At 68.7% G+C, this 16,223-nt stretch carries 11 protein-coding genes; 6 read left to right on the top strand and 5 right to left on the bottom strand.

Going from position 1 to position 16,223, the window contains the following annotated elements; all coding sequences use genetic code 11:
• Positions 1-95: 95 nt before the first annotated feature.
• The 4 genes from tuf to rpsL form a co-directional block, all read right to left on the bottom strand.
• The gene (tuf, locus tag ACFXBC_RS12035) at positions 96-1,289 is read right to left on the bottom strand and encodes an elongation factor Tu (RefSeq protein ID WP_385022213.1); all 1,194 of its coding nucleotides are present in this window, start codon (positions 1,287-1,289) and stop codon (positions 96-98) included.
• A gap of 157 nt (positions 1,290-1,446) precedes the next feature.
• Positions 1,447-3,576, bottom strand: a complete 2,130-nt coding sequence (fusA, locus tag ACFXBC_RS12030; protein ID WP_385022210.1) for an elongation factor G — start codon at positions 3,574-3,576, stop codon at positions 1,447-1,449.
• A gap of 38 nt (positions 3,577-3,614) precedes the next feature.
• Positions 3,615-4,085 carry a 30S ribosomal protein S7 gene (rpsG, locus tag ACFXBC_RS12025; RefSeq protein ID WP_164264073.1) on the bottom strand — a complete coding sequence of 157 codons (471 nt, stop codon included), beginning with the start codon at positions 4,083-4,085 and terminating at the stop codon, positions 3,615-3,617.
• 2 nt (positions 4,086-4,087) lie between these two features.
• Positions 4,088-4,459: a 30S ribosomal protein S12 gene (rpsL, locus tag ACFXBC_RS12020; protein WP_003948652.1), complete on the bottom strand. Its 372-nt coding sequence runs from the start codon at positions 4,457-4,459 to the stop codon at positions 4,088-4,090.
• Positions 4,460-4,855: 396 nt separating this feature from the next.
• Here rpsL and ACFXBC_RS12015 point away from each other — a divergent pair, with 396 nt between their 5' ends.
• The 6 genes from ACFXBC_RS12015 (at position 4,856) to ACFXBC_RS11990 (ending at position 12,078) form a co-directional block, all read left to right on the top strand.
• Positions 4,856-5,599 (top strand): Crp/Fnr family transcriptional regulator, encoded by a 744-nt coding sequence (locus tag ACFXBC_RS12015; protein ID WP_385022205.1) that lies wholly within the window; start codon positions 4,856-4,858, stop codon positions 5,597-5,599.
• Positions 5,600-5,731: 132 nt separating this feature from the next.
• Positions 5,732-6,604, top strand: coding sequence for a hypothetical protein (locus ACFXBC_RS12010; protein ID WP_385022202.1), 873 nt, complete (start codon positions 5,732-5,734; stop codon positions 6,602-6,604).
• Entirely contained in the window at positions 6,601-8,775 is a 2,175-nt protein-coding gene (locus tag ACFXBC_RS12005) for a hypothetical protein (protein WP_385022199.1), read from the top strand. Before ACFXBC_RS12010 ends, ACFXBC_RS12005 begins: the two co-directional genes overlap by 4 nt.
• A gap of 48 nt (positions 8,776-8,823) precedes the next feature.
• Positions 8,824-9,963: a PE-PGRS family protein gene (locus ACFXBC_RS12000; protein WP_385022196.1), complete on the top strand. Its 1,140-nt coding sequence runs from the start codon at positions 8,824-8,826 to the stop codon at positions 9,961-9,963.
• Positions 9,964-10,139: 176 nt separating this feature from the next.
• Positions 10,140-10,673 carry a Pycsar system effector family protein gene (locus ACFXBC_RS11995; RefSeq protein ID WP_385022346.1) on the top strand — a complete coding sequence of 178 codons (534 nt, stop codon included), beginning with the start codon at positions 10,140-10,142 and terminating at the stop codon, positions 10,671-10,673.
• A gap of 511 nt (positions 10,674-11,184) precedes the next feature.
• Positions 11,185-12,078 (top strand): M48 family metalloprotease, encoded by an 894-nt coding sequence (locus ACFXBC_RS11990; protein WP_385022193.1) that lies wholly within the window; start codon positions 11,185-11,187, stop codon positions 12,076-12,078.
• Positions 12,079-12,174: 96 nt separating this feature from the next.
• On the opposite strand, the gene ACFXBC_RS11985 is transcribed toward ACFXBC_RS11990, so the two are convergent.
• Positions 12,175-16,074 (bottom strand): DNA-directed RNA polymerase subunit beta', encoded by a 3,900-nt coding sequence (locus ACFXBC_RS11985; RefSeq protein WP_164264067.1) that lies wholly within the window; start codon positions 16,072-16,074, stop codon positions 12,175-12,177.
• Positions 16,075-16,223: the final 149 nt, after the last annotated feature.

Below are 16,223 nucleotides of genomic sequence, written 5' to 3'. Positions count from 1 at the left end.
CACATGGGCCCCCGGTCGGCCGCGAACGGCGGGCCGGGGGCCCTCTGCTGTTACCAGGTGCTCTGTGTGAGCGACCAGGTCAGACCGTCAAGTGATTACTTGATGATCTTCGTGACCTGGCCGGCGCCGACGGTCCGGCCACCCTCACGGATGGCGAACTTCAGGCCCTCTTCCATGGCGACGGGCTGGATCAGCGAGACGCTCATGAGGGTGTTGTCGCCCGGCATGACCATCTCGGTGCCCTCGGGAAGGGTCACGACGCCCGTTACGTCCGTGGTACGGAAGTAGAACTGCGGGCGGTAGTTGTTGAAGAAGGGGGTGTGACGGCCACCCTCGTCCTTCGACAGGATGTAGGCCTGGCCCTCGAACTCGGTGTGCGGCGTGACCGAACCGGGCTTGATGATGACCTGGCCGCGCTCGACGTCCTCGCGCTTGATGCCACGGAGGAGCAGACCGACGTTCTCACCGGCCTGGCCCTCGTCGAGCAGCTTGCGGAACATCTCGATGCCGGTGACCGTGGTGGTGGTCTTCTCCTGCTTGATGCCCACGATGTCAACGGTCTCGTTGACCTTGAGGACACCACGCTCGATACGACCGGTGACGACGGTGCCACGACCGGTGATCGTGAAGACGTCCTCGATCGGCATCAGGAACGGCTTCTCGACGTCACGCTCGGGCTGCGGGATCGACTCGTCGACGGCCTTCATCAGGTCGAGGACGGTGTTGCCCCACTCCTTGTCGCCCTCAAGGGCCTTGAGCGCCGAGACCTTGACGACCGGCAGGTCGTCGCCCGGGAACTCGTACTCGGAGAGGAGCTCACGGACCTCGAGCTCGACGAGCTCAAGGATCTCCTCGTCGTCCACCATGTCGGCCTTGTTCAGCGCGACGACGATGTACGGAACGCCGACCTGGCGGGCCAGGAGCACGTGCTCCTTGGTCTGCGGCATCGGGCCGTCGGTGGCGGCGACCACGAGGATGGCGCCGTCCATCTGCGCCGCACCCGTGATCATGTTCTTGATGTAGTCCGCGTGACCCGGGCAGTCGACGTGCGCGTAGTGACGCTGCTCCGTCTGGTACTCGACGTGCGCGATCGAGATCGTGATACCGCGCTGGCGCTCCTCGGGAGCCTTGTCGATCTGGTCGAAGGCCGAGGCCTCGTTCAGGTCCGGGTACGCGTCATGCAGCACCTTGGTAATGGCGGCCGTGAGGGTCGTCTTACCGTGGTCAATGTGACCGATGGTGCCGATGTTGACGTGCGGCTTAGTCCGCTCGAACTTCGCCTTCGCCACTGGGTCCTCCTGGAGTGGTTCTGTACGCCTTGCTTCATCGGCGCCAGGTGATCTTTGCTGGGATGCCGGGGCCCGGGGCACCCGTCGCATTGCTTGTGCTCTGCGACGAATGCCCCAGTGGCTCCGGTGACAAGCCTAAAGCGTGGACTCGGAAGAGTTACTCGCCCTTGGCCTTCGCGATGATCTCCTCGGCGACGTTCCGCGGAACCTCGGCGTAGGAGTCGAACTGCATCGAGTAGCTTGCGCGACCCGAGGTCTTGCTGCGGAGGTCTCCGACGTAGCCGAACATCTCCGAGAGGGGCACGAGGCCCTTCACGACGCGAGCGCCGCTGCGCTCCTCCATGGCCTGGATCTGGCCACGGCGGGAGTTGAGGTCGCCGATGACATCGCCCATGTAGTCCTCGGGCGTGGTGACCTCGACGGCCATCATCGGCTCCAGGAGCACGGGGGACGCCTTGCGGGCACCCTCCTTGAACGCCTGCGAACCGGCGATCTTGAAGGCGAGCTCCGAGGAGTCGACCTCGTGGTAGCCACCGTCGAGAAGGGTGATGCGGACACCCACCATCTCGTAACCGGCCAGGATGCCGAACTTCATGGCTTCCTGCGCACCCGCGTCCACCGAGGGGATGTACTCACGGGGGATGCGGCCACCGGTGACCTTGTTCACGAACTCGTAGCTTGCGTCGCCGCCCTCGATGGGCTCCATCGCGATCTGCACCTTCGCGAACTGGCCGGTACCACCAGTCTGCTTCTTGTGCGTGTAGTCGATACGGTCGACGGTCTTGCGGATCGTCTCGCGGTACGCGACCTGGGGCTTGCCGACGTTCGCCTCGACGCGGAACTCGCGCTTCATGCGGTCGACGAGCACCTCAAGGTGGAGCTCGCCCATACCACCGATGATGGTCTGGCCGGTCTCCTCCTCCGAGTGGACCTGGAAGGAGGGGTCCTCCTCCGAGAGCCGCTGGATGGCGACACCCAGCTTCTCCTGGTCACCCTTGGACTTGGGCTCGATGGCGACCTCGATGACCGGCGCCGGGAAGTCCATGGACTCCAGGATCACCGGCTGCTTGTCGTCGCAGAGCGTCTCACCGGTCGTGGTCTGCTTCAGCCCCATGACGGCGATGATGTCGCCCGCGCCCACCGACGCGATCTCCTCACGCTTGTTCGCGTGCATGCGGTAGATCTTGCCGATGCGCTCCTTCTTGCCCTTGACCGAGTTCAGCACCGCGGTGCCGGCCTCAAGGCGGCCCGAATAGATCCGGACGAAGGTGAGCTTGCCGAGGTGCGGGTCGCTCGCGATCTTGAACGCAAGACCGGAGAACGGCTCGTCGTCGGACGGCTGGCGCTTGACGACGGTCTCGGGGTCCTTGACGTCGTGGCCCTCGATGGCCTCGACGTCCAGGGGGGACGGCAGGTAGCGGACGACCGCGTCGAGCAGGGGCTGGACGCCCTTGTTCTTGAAGGCCGTGCCACAGAAGACGGGAGTGACGGTGACGGAGTCCGCGCTGCCCTTGGAAGCAAGGGTGATACGGCGGATCGCGGCGTGCAGCTGCTCCACGGTGGGCTCTTCGCCCTCCAGGTACAGCTCCATCATCTCGTCGTCGTTCTCCGAGACGGCTTCGAGCAGCTTGCCGCGCCACTCGTCGGCCGCCTCGATGTGGGTCTCCGGGATGTCGACGATGTCGTACATCTCGCCCTTGGTCGCCTCGGCGGACCAGACGAAGGCCTTCATCGTCACGAGGTCGACGACGCCCTTGAAGTCGGCCTCGGCGCCGATCGGGAGCTGCATGACCAGCGGCACCGCACCGAGGCGGTCGACGATCATGTCGACGCAGCGGTGGAACTCGGCACCGGTACGGTCCAGCTTGTTGACGAAGCAGATACGCGGAACGCCGTAGCGGTCCGCCTGACGCCAGACGGTCTCGGACTGCGGCTCGACGCCCGCGACACCGTCGAACACGGTGACGGCGCCGTCGAGGACGCGGAGCGAACGCTCCACCTCGACGGTGAAGTCGACGTGACCCGGGGTGTCGATGATGTTGATCGTGTGATCGACATCGTTGAGCGGCCAGTGGCAGGTCGTCGCGGCCGACGTGATCGTGATGCCGCGCTCCTGCTCCTGCTCCATCCAGTCCATCGTGGCTGCGCCGTCGTGGACTTCACCGATCTTGTAGCTCACACCGGTGTAGAAGAGGATCCGCTCAGTGGTGGTCGTCTTGCCCGCGTCGATGTGGGCCATGATCCCAATGTTGCGGACCTTGGCCAGGTCAAGCGAAGTGGTGGCCATAAGGCTCAATCTTCTCTCGGTCTCGATGTGGGTAGCGACTACCAGCGGTAGTGCGCGAAGGCCTTGTTGGACTCGGCCATCTTGTGGGTGTCCTCACGCTTCTTGACGGCAGCGCCAAGACCGTTCGAGGCGTCGAGCAGCTCGTTGGTGAGCCGCTCGGTCATCGTCTTCTCGCGACGGGCGCGGGAGTAGCCGACGACCCAGCGCAGCGCGAGGGTGGCGGCGCGACCGGGCTTGACCTCGATCGGCACCTGGTAGGTGGCGCCACCGACACGGCGGGACTTGACCTCAAGAGACGGCTTGACGTTCTCAAGGGCACGCTTCAGCGTGATGACCGGGTCGGCGCCGGTCTTCTCGCGAAGACCCTCCATGGCGCCGTACACGATCCGCTCGGCGGTGGAACGCTTGCCGTTCAGCAGGATCTTGTTGATCAGCGAGGTGACAAGAGGAGAACCATAGACCGGGTCAATGATGACCGGGCGCTTCGGGGCGGGGCCCTTACGAGGCATTCTTACTTCTCCTTCTTGGCGCCGTAGCGGCTGCGGGCCTGCTTGCGGTTCTTGACACCCTGGGTGTCGAGCGAACCGCGGATGATCTTGTAGCGAACACCGGGCAGGTCCTTCACACGGCCACCACGCACGAGCACGATCGAGTGCTCCTGCAGGTTGTGTCCCTCACCCGGGATGTAGGCCGTGACCTCGATGCCGGAGGTCAGACGAACACGCGCGACCTTGCGGAGCGCCGAGTTGGGCTTCTTCGGGGTGGTCGTGAAGACACGGGTGCAGACACCACGACGCTGGGGCGAGCCCTCGAGCGCGGGGGTCTTGTTCTTCTCGACCTTGTCCTGCCGGCCCTTACGGACCAGCTGCTGGATCGTAGGCACTACTTCTCCGGTTTCTGTGTGCCGTGTAGTGAAACTAACCTGGAACCACTCCGACCCACGCGGTCGGGTGTGTCGAATACCGCAGACCCCCGCCGAAGCAGCGGGAAGGGCAGCAGATTGCGGTGGTCACTTACAGCTCGTCATGCGGTTGAAGACACGCACAGGAGCCAGGGCACACCCCAGGCACAAGGTCAGAGCGTACCTACCGCATCGACTGCGGTCAAAACAAATGCCCCGGGCCGTAACGCACCGAGACGTCACACCTCCGCCGCGGCGGCTTCCGGGGCCCGGACCGGCCCGCCCGGAGATCATCCCGGATCGACCCGGCCCTCCGGACCCGGAGCAGCGCTCCGTCGGCTACGTTGATCGATCCGCTGTGCTGATTCGGGGGCCGATATGACAGCAGCGTACTTACCCGGCGACGGAGGACTGGACGATCGCGTTCCGTTTCTGGCCCGGCTGGAGAGCGAGGACCGGGCGGCGCTGCTCGCGCTCGGTCATGAACTGGCCTTCGCGGCCAGAGTCACCCTGCTCCATCAGCGCGAGCCGTCCTCCCATGTGCTGTTCATCCTGACCGGCTGGACCAAGGTCACCGCATCGGCCGCCAACGGGTACGAGGCCCTGCTCGCCCTGCGCGGGCCCGGCGACGTCATCGGCGAGTCCGCCGCGCTGACCGGCCGCCCCCGCTCGGCGACGGTGACCGCACTGGAGCCGGTCCGCGCCGTGGCCGTCGAGCACGAGCGCTTCACCGGGCTTCTCGGCCGCTCTCCCGCCATCTCCTTCGCCCTCCTCGGGCTGGCGTCGGACCGGACCCGCGCCGCGGACCGGCGCCGGCTGGAATTCGCCTCCATGGCCGTGCGGGAACGCTTCGCCGTGCTGCTGCTCGATCTCGCACGTACGCACGGCCGGCGCACCGAAGAGGGAATCGAGCTGACCGTACCCCTGAGCAAACAGGAGCTCGCGGGCTCCGTCGGCGCCTCACGGGAGATGGTCCAGCGGCTGCTCAAGGAGTTGCGGGAGCGCGGAGCCGTGGTCACCGGACGACGGACTCTGGTGATCACCCGGCCGGATGTGCTGCGCCTGATCGCGCGTGCCGGGCAGCCCGCCATGGACGCCCGTCGCACGGGAACCGCTGACTGAGAGTGAGCGTCCGTTCATCCGGAGCGACTCTGTGCACACGGTCACACTTCCAGTGCGTCAGGTGCCCTCACCACTGCGCGCTCGCAGAGCCGAAGCTGCTGCCCACGCCGGAATACCGCCCGAGAGGTGACCATGAACGACCCCGTGAGCCGGACGATCCTGCTGCTGGACATCGAGAAGTACAGCGACCGGGACGACATCGAGCAGGCGTACCTGCGACGTATGTTGTACGGCATCGCCGACCGCGCCCTGGAGAGCGCAGGCATCGACGAGACGTACCGGCTGCGTGCCGACCGCGGTGACTGCGTGATGGAACTGATCGATGCCAACGCCTCGGTGACCGCACTGCTGCGGGCGCTGCTGACCGAGGTTCCGGCCCAGCTGCGCGCGGTGAACCGGATGGCGTCCCGGTCGGCGCAGATCCGGCTGCGTGCCGTGGTCTCCACCGGGTACGTAGCGATCGACCAGAACGGCTGGGTGGGCACCGACCTCAACCACGCCTGCCGGCTGCTCGACGCCGAGGTGCTGCGAGCCGCCCTGCGGGAGCGCTCGGACGACTTCGCGCTCTGTGTCGCGCAGAGCGTGCACGACGGGATCATCCGGCACGACCACCCCGGCATTCCCAGGAGCGCCTTCCACGCCATCACCGCGACCGGCAAGAACGGGCCACTGGCGGCCTGGCTGCACGGCCCGGTGCCGGGCACCGGGCCCGGCGGGACGGCAGAGACTCCGGCGCCGGACGGATCGGGGGACCGCCCGGCGCCGGACCAGGACCCCGTGCCCCTGCCCGGCGGGGCCGCGTCCCGGCCCGCCGGTACCTCGGGCAGCACAGCGGGCACCGCCGGCACGAGGAGCGCCGGAGCCGTCTTCAACTTCGGTGCCGGCGCTCCCCGGTTCGGCGGCAGCCTGGTCGGCGGTGACCAGCACGGGGTCTCGGGCGGCACGGTGACCGGCGACGTACACCTGGGCGGCAGGGGCGAGCCGGAGGGGACGGGGCGACCGTGAGCGCAACAGCACCGTCGCAGCCCGCCGCCGGCCCGCAGAGCGCGGCCGCACCGGACGCGCCGCAGCCGCCGCCCGGCGACAGCCGCCCCGCCGGGTCCGCGCAGCCCGCCGAACCCGCCGAGCCGGAGGAACGGTCCCAGGAGGCACGTGCGGCGCAGCGCGAACTCTTCGCCCACGCACCGGAGTTCATCCTCGAATCGGCGGCGTCCTTCGGCGGCTCCCTGGTCGGCGGGGCGCAGCACGGTGTATCCGGTGGCCAGGTCGCGGGCGACGTCTTCATGGGCGGCAAGACCGAGATCCACCACCACACCTCGGCGGCCGGTTCCGTCTACTCCGCCGGGGAGATCCCGCGCGCGGAACTGGACCGGCTGTCCGGCGACTTCGTCGAGGGCCCGGCCTTCGCGGACGCCCTGCGGCGCCTGCGCACCGAGCGGGTCCTCGTACTGTCGGGTCAGCACGCGACCGGCCGCCGGACAGCGGCGCTGATGCTGCTGGACCGGCTGGGGGTGCCCACGGTCCGGGCGCTGCAGCCGGAGACCGGCCCTTCGGCGCTGCCCGCCCAGCTCACCAGCTCCGGCGGGCACGTGCTGTGCGACATGCCACTGAGCCGCAACAGGCCGCTGCGGGACGCCCATCTGTACGCGGCGGCGGACCGGCTCAAGCAGTTCGACGACGGCTATCTGGTGATCACCGTCGAAGCGTCCCCGTACCTGCCAGGTGTCACGCCCTTCTGCTGGGAGCCGCCACCCGCCGAGGAGGTGCTGCGGGCCTTCCTCGCCGCGCGGCACCGCGGTGGCGCGGAGACCGAGCGACTGCTGGCACTCGATCCGGTGCGGGAGTTCCTCGCGCACGGCCACCACCGGTGCGCGGAGGCCGCCGAATTCGCCGGACGCCTGGCCGCGTACGACGGCACCCCGGCAGCGCTCGCAGGGCTCGCCGGCTTCAGCCTCGGCGCGGTGGAGAAGCAGTGCCGCGACTGGCTGGGTGCCCCGGACAGCGAACTGGGGCTGCGGGACAAGGCGTTCCTGATCTCACTCTCCGTGTTCGACGGCGCTCCTTACGTTCTGGCCGCCGAGCTCGGCGACCGGCTCTTCGTCAACCTCCAGCGTCTCCAGCATCCCGAGCAGGAGCCCTCGATCCCCGTGTTCGGACCGTCGGCGGCCGACCGACTCGCCCTGGCCCGCGCCGAGGGCGTGACCCGGAACGAGTCGACCGACTGGGGGCCCGTCCCGCAGTATCTGGCGCACTTCCGGGAGCCGCGGACAGCGCACACCCTGCTCACCGAGGTATGGACCGGCCACCCCTCCGCGCGCCCCGCCCTGGTGGACTGGCTGAAACAGCTCGCCGGGGACGGCCGGCCGCTCGTCCGCACCCGGGCGGCAGCCGCGGCCGCGATGCTGGCGGCGGCCGATCTCCCGTCGGCGATCGCAGCCCTGGTCGACGGGTGGGCACTCTCCCGCTCCTTCGGACCCCGGGTGACAGCGGCGAACGCGCTGACTCTGGCCCAGCTGCTGGAGGCACCCGCGATCCTGCGGCTGCTGACGCAGTGGTGCAGCGACGCGCACTGGGCCCGCCGCTGGACCGCCATCCGGGCATTCGCGCTGCTCGCTCCGGTGCGCCCGGACCTGGCGGCGCCGGCGCTCCAGGCGCTCGCGGCCCGCGCCAGGGCCGAGGACAGCAGCGCGGCGGAGAGCCGCAATCTCACGGAGTCCACCGCCCTGCTGCTCTCCGGCGGCAACCGCGGCGAGATGCTCGCCGAGCTCGTCAGGCTGCTCCAGGACACCGCTCCGGTCCGCGGGCTCGCCCTCGCCGCCTTCGTACGCGCCTGTGACAGCGACGAAGAAGGCAGCCTGGTCGACTGGTACGCCGAGTCCGGCAGCTATGACGCCGGCCCGGCCCGCGATCTGGCCACGCTGTGGCGCACTGCCCTGGGGGACCGCGCACACACCAGGGAGGCGCTGGACGCGCTGCGGACCTGGCTGTACGCGGGTGAGCGCCGGCCCGAAGCCGGACAGGCGCTGGCCCTGCTGCTTCCGGAGCTGGTCACCACGGCCGCCGACCGCGGCCGGCTGGACCATCTGCTGCGCACCCTCCGGTCCGCGGACGGCTCACCGCAGCGTCCCCGGATCGCCGACCGGTTGCTGTCGGTCCTCAGTCCGCGGAGTGCCTGAGCCGGGGTATGTCCGTCTTCCATCAGATCCATCGAGGAGTTGACCCGCATGGCGGACTTCCGCCGTCAGCCGGAGTGGCAGCAGAACGCCGACCGGCACAGCCATCTGATCGACCCCGTGCTCACGTACCGGCCCGTCTCGCGGTTCGACTACACGGCCCGCAGGACGATGACCGCGATCGACCACGCGCTGGTCTTCACCACGGCGAAGGGTGAGTACGACGCCTTCCTGCCGCCGCACCGGCCCACCCGCTCGGAGGCCGCGAGCCGCCGCTACACCTCGGTGTACGAAGTGGACATGGGCAGCCACAGCGTCCAGCTGGAGGTGCAACTGCCAAGTGACGACGACGCGTTCTCCTTCGGTGTGAGCGCCGATCTGACCTGGCGGGTCGCTGATCCGGTCCGCTTCGTGACCTCAGGCGAACGCGATGTGCCGGCCCGGCTCACCAGGGAACTGCAGCAGCTCACCCGGCCGGTCGGCCGCCAGTACCCGATCGAGGACAGTGCGGGTGCAGAGTCCGCCGTGCAGAAGGAACTCCAGACGGTCGACTTCGCCGCCGGTATCGGCGTCCAGGTCACCTGCACGGTCCGGATGCGCCAGGACGACGAGGCGATCGCCCACCGGCGCCGCAAGCGGGATCTGCGGTACGAGAACGAGATGCTCGCCCCGGAGCACGAGTACCGGATGCGGCTGGCGCAGCAGGAACATGAGCTGCGGGCGACACAGTTGCGCAATGAGCACGAACTGATGGCCAAGAAGATCGAGTTCTACCAGTTCCATCTTCAGCACGGCGGGGTGGCCGCCTGGGCTCTGCATCTCGCCCAGCATCCGGAGGACACCCAGGCTGCCACCAGCGGGATCCGCCGCGACCAGCTCTCTCTCATCCAGAGCCAGCTCGAACTGATCGGCGGGGACGCCCTGGAGGACTATCAGAAGGCGGAGTCGGCCAAGTACGCGCTGCGCGTGGTGAACGATCTCATCCGTCAGCAGGTGGGGCCGGGGATGGCGCCGCCCATGCCCGGCGAGGCGCAGGCGCTGCCGACCGGGGAGGAGTCCCGGCCGCCCTACGGTGCGCCGGAACCGGGCAGCCCCCAGGGCGCGCCGCCGGCCCCCGGCACGTACGGGCGCGAGACACCCCCGGCGCCCCCCATGCCGCCGCACCCCCCTTCGGGAGGTGCCCCGGTATGACCGCCCCGGAGACCCTTCCGGCACCGCGGGGGCCCCGGGACGGCGACGGGTCCGGGCCCGCGACCGCACCGGCCACCGGCGCCGGGCCCGTACCCGATTCCCTGCCGGACGCGCCTGGCCTCTTACCCTCACCCTCCCCCGAGCCCATACCCGGACCGGGCCCGGCGCCCGGTCCCCTGCCGGACGCGCGCGTCCCCGCCTGCGCACCCGGCGCCCCGCCCGCGGAGCAACTGCCGGCCGAGCGGCTTCTCGTGGAGCTGCGGGCGGAGATAGCACGCGCCGACAACAAGGCAGCCGTGCTGGTGGCGGCGCTGGGCATGACCGCGGGTGTCTTCAGCGCGCTGCTCGCCGGGCACGGCTGGACGCCGAACGCGCTGTCGGTGCCGGCTGCCTTCTTCTGGTGGTCGGGCGCGGCGGGGCTCGCCCTTTCGCTGTTCGCCCTGCTACTGGCCGTGCTGCCGCGCTACCGCACCCGCGACTGGGCCCCGGGGCAGCCGCTCTGCTACTTCGGCGACATCCAACAGGCGGTCAGGGCAGGCCAGTTGGAAACCGCGCTCGCGGACACCGCCCGGAATCCTACTGCCGTGTTCACGGTGGCCCTCGCCGAGACCAGCCGGATCGCCGTCCGGAAGCACCGCTGGATCCGTACCGGCCTCATCGCGTTCTGCGTCGGCACCGCGCTCCTGCCCGCTTCACTGCTCATCGGCTGACGTCACGCCACTCCGAAGGAACATCGCCATGGTCCAGTCGCCCGAACCTGCCCAGCCACCGCCCACCGGGAACCCCCCGGCCCCACCGGCGTACCCCCGAGCGCCCGTACCGCCGCAGTATCCAGGCACAACCGAAACCCCGGACGCACCGCAGTACCCCGGCCCGACCGAAACCCCGGAATCACCCCCGCACCCCCAACCACCAGAACCACCGCAGTACCCCGGCCCGACCGAAACCCCGGAACCACCCCCGCACCCCCAACCACCGCACACCCCCGCACCACCGCAGTACCCGAGCGATACGGCATTCCGGGCCGCCGTACCGCCGCAGTACGCTCCGCCCCCGGCGGCGGCGCCGGCCCCGCCCCCACCGGAGCCCCCCGTCCATCCCCACCACATCAGCACCGCCCAGCGCCGCGTCCATATCGCCGCGCACCAGCGGGGGGCCGACGCCGCGGCTGTCGGAAACCTGCTGCTGCACCTCCCGAACCTGCTGTGCAGCCTGCTCGTCATGGTGCTGCTTTCCGCGTTCTTCGGCGGGATCGGCCTGATTCTCGTACTGATCTGGCTGGTCAGCGGAGTCCTGATCTTCCATCGCCCGACCGAGAGCGCTCTGGCCCGTCACGTCCTGCGGCTGCGCTACCCCACTCCGTACGAACGGGCCCGCCTGGAGCCCGTCTGGCGTGAGGTCACCGCACGCGCGGGCGTCGAGGTCCGCACGTACGAGCTGTGGATCGAGGACAGCACCAGTCTCAACGCGGTGGGGGCGGCCGGCCACATCGTCGGCGTCACCCGGTTCGCCCTGGACAACCTGCCCAACGGTGAACTCGCCGCGGTTTTGGCTCACGAACTCGGCCACCACGTCGGAGGCCACACCTGGTCGTCGCTGCTCGGCTACTGGTACGCGCTGCCCGGCAGGCTCGTGTGGCGAGCGGTGCGGGCCATCGCCTCGGGCGTCTTCCGTGCCTCCCGGGGCTGCTCGTGCTTCCTCGGCGGAATCCTCGCCCTGGTGTTCGGCAGCCTGGCCATCGCCACCCTGAGCAGCCTGTACGGAATCCCGCTGCTGCTCCTGGCCGTGCCGTACGCCCTGGCCGCCGTCAGCCGGCGTGCCGAACTCCGCGCCGACCAGCACGCCGCGGCCCTGGGGTTCGCTCCCATGCTCGCGGCCGTACTGAACAAGCTGCACTACGCACAGGAGCAGCAGAGGGCGGCCGCCGCCCAAGCAGCCCAGTACGCGCAGTACTCGCAGTACTCGCAGTATGGGCAGTACGGCCAGTACCCGCCGCAAGGGGCTGTGATGCCGTCCCGGAAGGAAGAAGGACAGCTCAGCAAGCTGCTCTCCTCCCACCCCGACTACTACACCCGGCTGCACCATCTCCAGCCGTACCTCCAGCAGCACCCCTGAGAGACAGGCGCGTACGACAGCACCGGGAGGACAGCACGCCGGTACGCCGAAGGGCGGCCACCCCGCAGGGTGACCGCCCTTCGTCAGACATGCGCCTTACTGGTTGTACGGACCGTAGTCGTAGTCCTCCAGCGGAACGGCCTGGCCGGAGCCGGTGCCGAACGGCGAGTAGTCGATGTCGTCGTAGCCGACGGCCGAGTACATCGCGGCCTTGGCCTCCTCGGTGGGCTCCACCCGGATGTTGCGGTAGCGGGCGAGGCCCGTACCGGCCGGGATGAGCTTACCGATGATGACGTTCTCCTTGAGGCCGATCAGGGAGTCCGACTTGGCGTTGATCGCCGCGTCGGTGAGGACCCTGGTCGTCTCCTGGAAGGACGCCGCCGACAGCCACGACTCGGTGGCCAGCGAGGCCTTGGTGATACCCATCAGCTGCGGACGGCCGGAGGCCGGGTGGCCGCCTTCCGTGACCACACGACGGTTCTCGGTCTCGAACTTCGAGCGCTCGACGAGCTCGCCCGGCAGCAGCTCCGCGTCGCCGGACTCGATGATCGTCACCCGGCGGAGCATCTGCCGGATGATGATCTCGATGTGCTTGTCGTGGATCGACACGCCCTGCGAGTTGTAGACCTTCTGGACTTCGCCGACCAGGTGGACCTGGACCGCGCGCTGGCCGAGGATACGCAGCACGTCGTGCGGGTTGGTGGCACCCACGGTGAGCTTCTGGCCCACCTCGACGCGGTCGCCCTCGCCCACGAGCAGACGGGCCCGCTTGGAGATCGGGAAGGGCGTCTCCTCGCTGCCGTCGTCCGGGGTGACGACGAGCTTCTTCGTCTTCTCGGTCTCCTCGATGCGGACGGTGCCCGCAGCCTCGGAGATCGGCGCGACACCCTTGGGCGTACGGGCCTCGAAGAGCTCGACGACACGCGGCAGACCCTGCGTGATGTCGTCACCGGCCACACCACCGGTGTGGAAGGTACGCATCGTCAGCTGGGTGCCGGGCTCACCGATGGACTGGGCGGCGATGATGCCGACCGCCTCACCGATGTCGACCAGCTTGCCGGTGGCCAGCGAACGTCCGTAGCAGAAGGCACAGGTGCCGACCGCGGACTCGCAGGTCAGGACCGAGCGGGTCTTGACCTCCTCGACACCGGCGCCCACCAGGGCGTCGATCAGGACGTCGCCGAGGTCGACATTGGCCGGCGCGATGACCTTGCCGTCGATGACGACGTCCTCGGCGAGCATGCGGGCGTAGACCGAGGTCTCGACGTCCTCCGTCTTGCGGAGCACACCGTCCTCGCCCTTGACCGCGATCTTGAGCTTCAGACCGCGCTCGGTGCCGCAGTCCTCCTCGCGGATGATCACGTCCTGCGAGACGTCCACCAGACGACGGGTCAGGTAACCCGAGTCGGCGGTACGCAGGGCGGTGTCCGCGAGACCCTTACGGGCACCGTGCGTGGAGATGAAGTACTCCAGGACGGAGAGACCCTCACGGAAGGACGCCTTGATGGGACGCGGGATGGTCTCGTTCTTCGCGTTCGACACCAGACCACGCATACCGGCGATCTGCCGCATCTGCATCATGTTTCCTCGGGCACCCGAGTCAACCATCATGAAGATGGGGTTGGTCTTGGGGAAGTTCGCGTTCATCGCCTCGGCGACCTCGTTGGTCGCCTTGGTCCAGATCGCGATGAGCTCCTGCGTGCGCTCGTCCTTGGTGATCAGACCGCGCTCGTACTGCTTCTGGACCTTCTCGTCCTGGGCCTCGTAGCCCTGGACGATGGCCTTCTTGGCCTCCGGGACGACGATGTCCGACACGGCGACGGTGACGCCGGACCGGGTCGCCCAGTGGAAGCCCGCCGCCTTCAGGTTGTCGAGCGTCGCCGCCACGATGACCTTGGGGTAGCGCTCGGCCAGGTCGTTGACGATCTCGGAGAGCTGCTTCTTGCCCACCGAGTAGTCGACGAACGGGTAGTCCTCGGGCAGCAGCTCGTTGAAGAGCGCGCGGCCCAGGGTCGTACGCAGCCGGAAGGTGTCGCCCGGCTGGTACTCGGGCTCGCCCGGCTCGGCGACCGGCGGCACCCAGCCGCGCGGCGGGATGGTGCCCACCGGGAAGCGGATGTCGACCTTCGCCTGCAGCGACAGCTCGCGGTTGTCGAAGGCCATGATCGCCTCGGCCGCGGAACCGAAGTTCCGGCCTTCGCCGATGACCTTGCGCTCCGCCTCGTCGGTCGTGAGGAAGAACAGTCCGAGCACCATGTCCTGGGTCGGCATGGTGACGGGACGGCCGTCGGCCGGCTTCAGGATGTTGTTCGAGGACAGCATCAGGATGCGGGCCTCGGCCTGCGCCTCTGCCGACAGCGGCAGGTGGACGGCCATCTGGTCACCGTCGAAGTCCGCGTTGAACGCGGTGCAGACGAGCGGGTGGATCTGGATGGCCTTGCCCTCGACCAGTTGCGGCTCGAAGGCCTGGATGCCCAGGCGGTGCAGGGTCGGTGCACGGTTCAGCAGCACCGGGTGCTCGGCGATGACCTCTTCGAGGACGTCGTACACCACGGTGCGGCCGCGCTCGACCATGCGCTTGGCCGACTTGATGTTCTGCGCGTGGTTCAGGTCGACCAGGCGCTTCATCACGAACGGCTTGAAGAGCTCCAGCGCCATGGCCTTCGGCAGACCGCACTGGTGCAGCTTGAGCTGCGGGCCGACGACGATCACGGAACGCGCGGAGTAGTCCACACGCTTGCCGAGGAGGTTCTGACGGAAACGGCCCTGCTTGCCCTTGAGCATGTCGCTCAGGGACTTCAGGGGCCGGTTGCCGGGACCGGTGACCGGGCGACCGCGGCGGCCGTTGTCGAACAGCGCGTCGACGGCCTCCTGCAGCATCCGCTTCTCGTTGTTCACGATGATCTCGGGGGCGCCGAGGTCGAGGAGACGCTTGAGGCGGTTGTTGCGGTTGATCACACGGCGGTACAGGTCGTTCAGGTCGGAGGTCGCGAAGCGGCCACCGTCCAGCTGCACCATCGGACGCAGGTCCGGCGGGATGACCGGTACGCAGTCCAGCACCATGCCCTTGGGCTTGTTGCTGGTCTGCAGGAACGCGGAGACGACCTTGAGGCGCTTGAGCGCACGGGTCTTCTTCTGGCCCTTGCCGGTACGGATGATCTCGCGGAGGCGCTCGGCCTCCTCGTCGAGGTCGAAGGACTCCAGGCGCTTCTGCAGCGCGGCGGCGCCCATGCAGCCGTCGAAGTACGTGCCGAAGCGGTCACGCAGCTCGCGGTAGAGCAGCTCGTCGCCCTCCAGGTCCTGGACCTTGAGGCTCTTGAAGCGGCTCCACACCTCGTCGAGACGGTCGATCTCGCGCTGCGCACGGTCGCGCAGCTGCTTCATCTCGCGCTCGGCACCTTCGCGCACCTTGCGGCGCACGTCGGCCTTGGCGCCCTCGGCCTCCAGCTCGGCCAGGTCGGTCTCGAGCTTCTTGGCGCGGGCCTCCAGGTCCGAGTCGCGGCGGTTCTCGACCTGCTGGCGCTCGACGGAGACGTGCGCCTCCAGCGAGGGCAGGTCGCGCGTCCGGCGCTCCTCGTCCACAAAGGTGATCATGTACGCGGCGAAGTAGATGACCTTCTCGAGGTCCTTCGGCGCGAGGTCCAGCAGGTAGCCCAGACGGGACGGGACACCCTTGAAGTACCAGATGTGGGTGACGGGAGCGGCCAGTTCGATGTGGCCCATCCGCTCACGACGCACCTTGGCGCGAGTGACCTCGACGCCGCAGCGCTCGCAGATGATGCCCTTGAAGCGGACACGCTTGTACTTGCCGCAGTAGCACTCCCAGTCCCGGGTGGGGCCGAAGATCTTCTCGCAGAAGAGTCCGTCCTTCTCGGGCTTGAGGGTGCGGTAGTTGATGGTCTCCGGCTTCTTCACTTCGCCGTGGGACCAGGTCCGGATGTCGTCCGCGGTGGCGAGGCCAATCCGCAGCTCGTCGAAGAAGTTGACGTCGAGCACTTGTCGTCAATCCCTCTTTCGGGGGTTCGAGCCCCTCGCGTCAGCGAGAAAAATGGGCACTTCAGCAATGGTCTGAACGGGTCCGGGGAGAGGCGGGGGGCGGGCGGCCGGGGGGCGGCGGAGCGCGCGGCAGACGCGGAGGGGGTGGT

The organism is Streptomyces sp. NPDC059398 (genome assembly GCF_042751845.1).
GTDB lineage: Bacteria > Actinomycetota > Actinomycetes > Streptomycetales > Streptomycetaceae > Streptomyces.
Note: the sequence above shows the minus strand (reverse complement) of the source record. Positions and strands in the feature narration are given on the sequence as shown.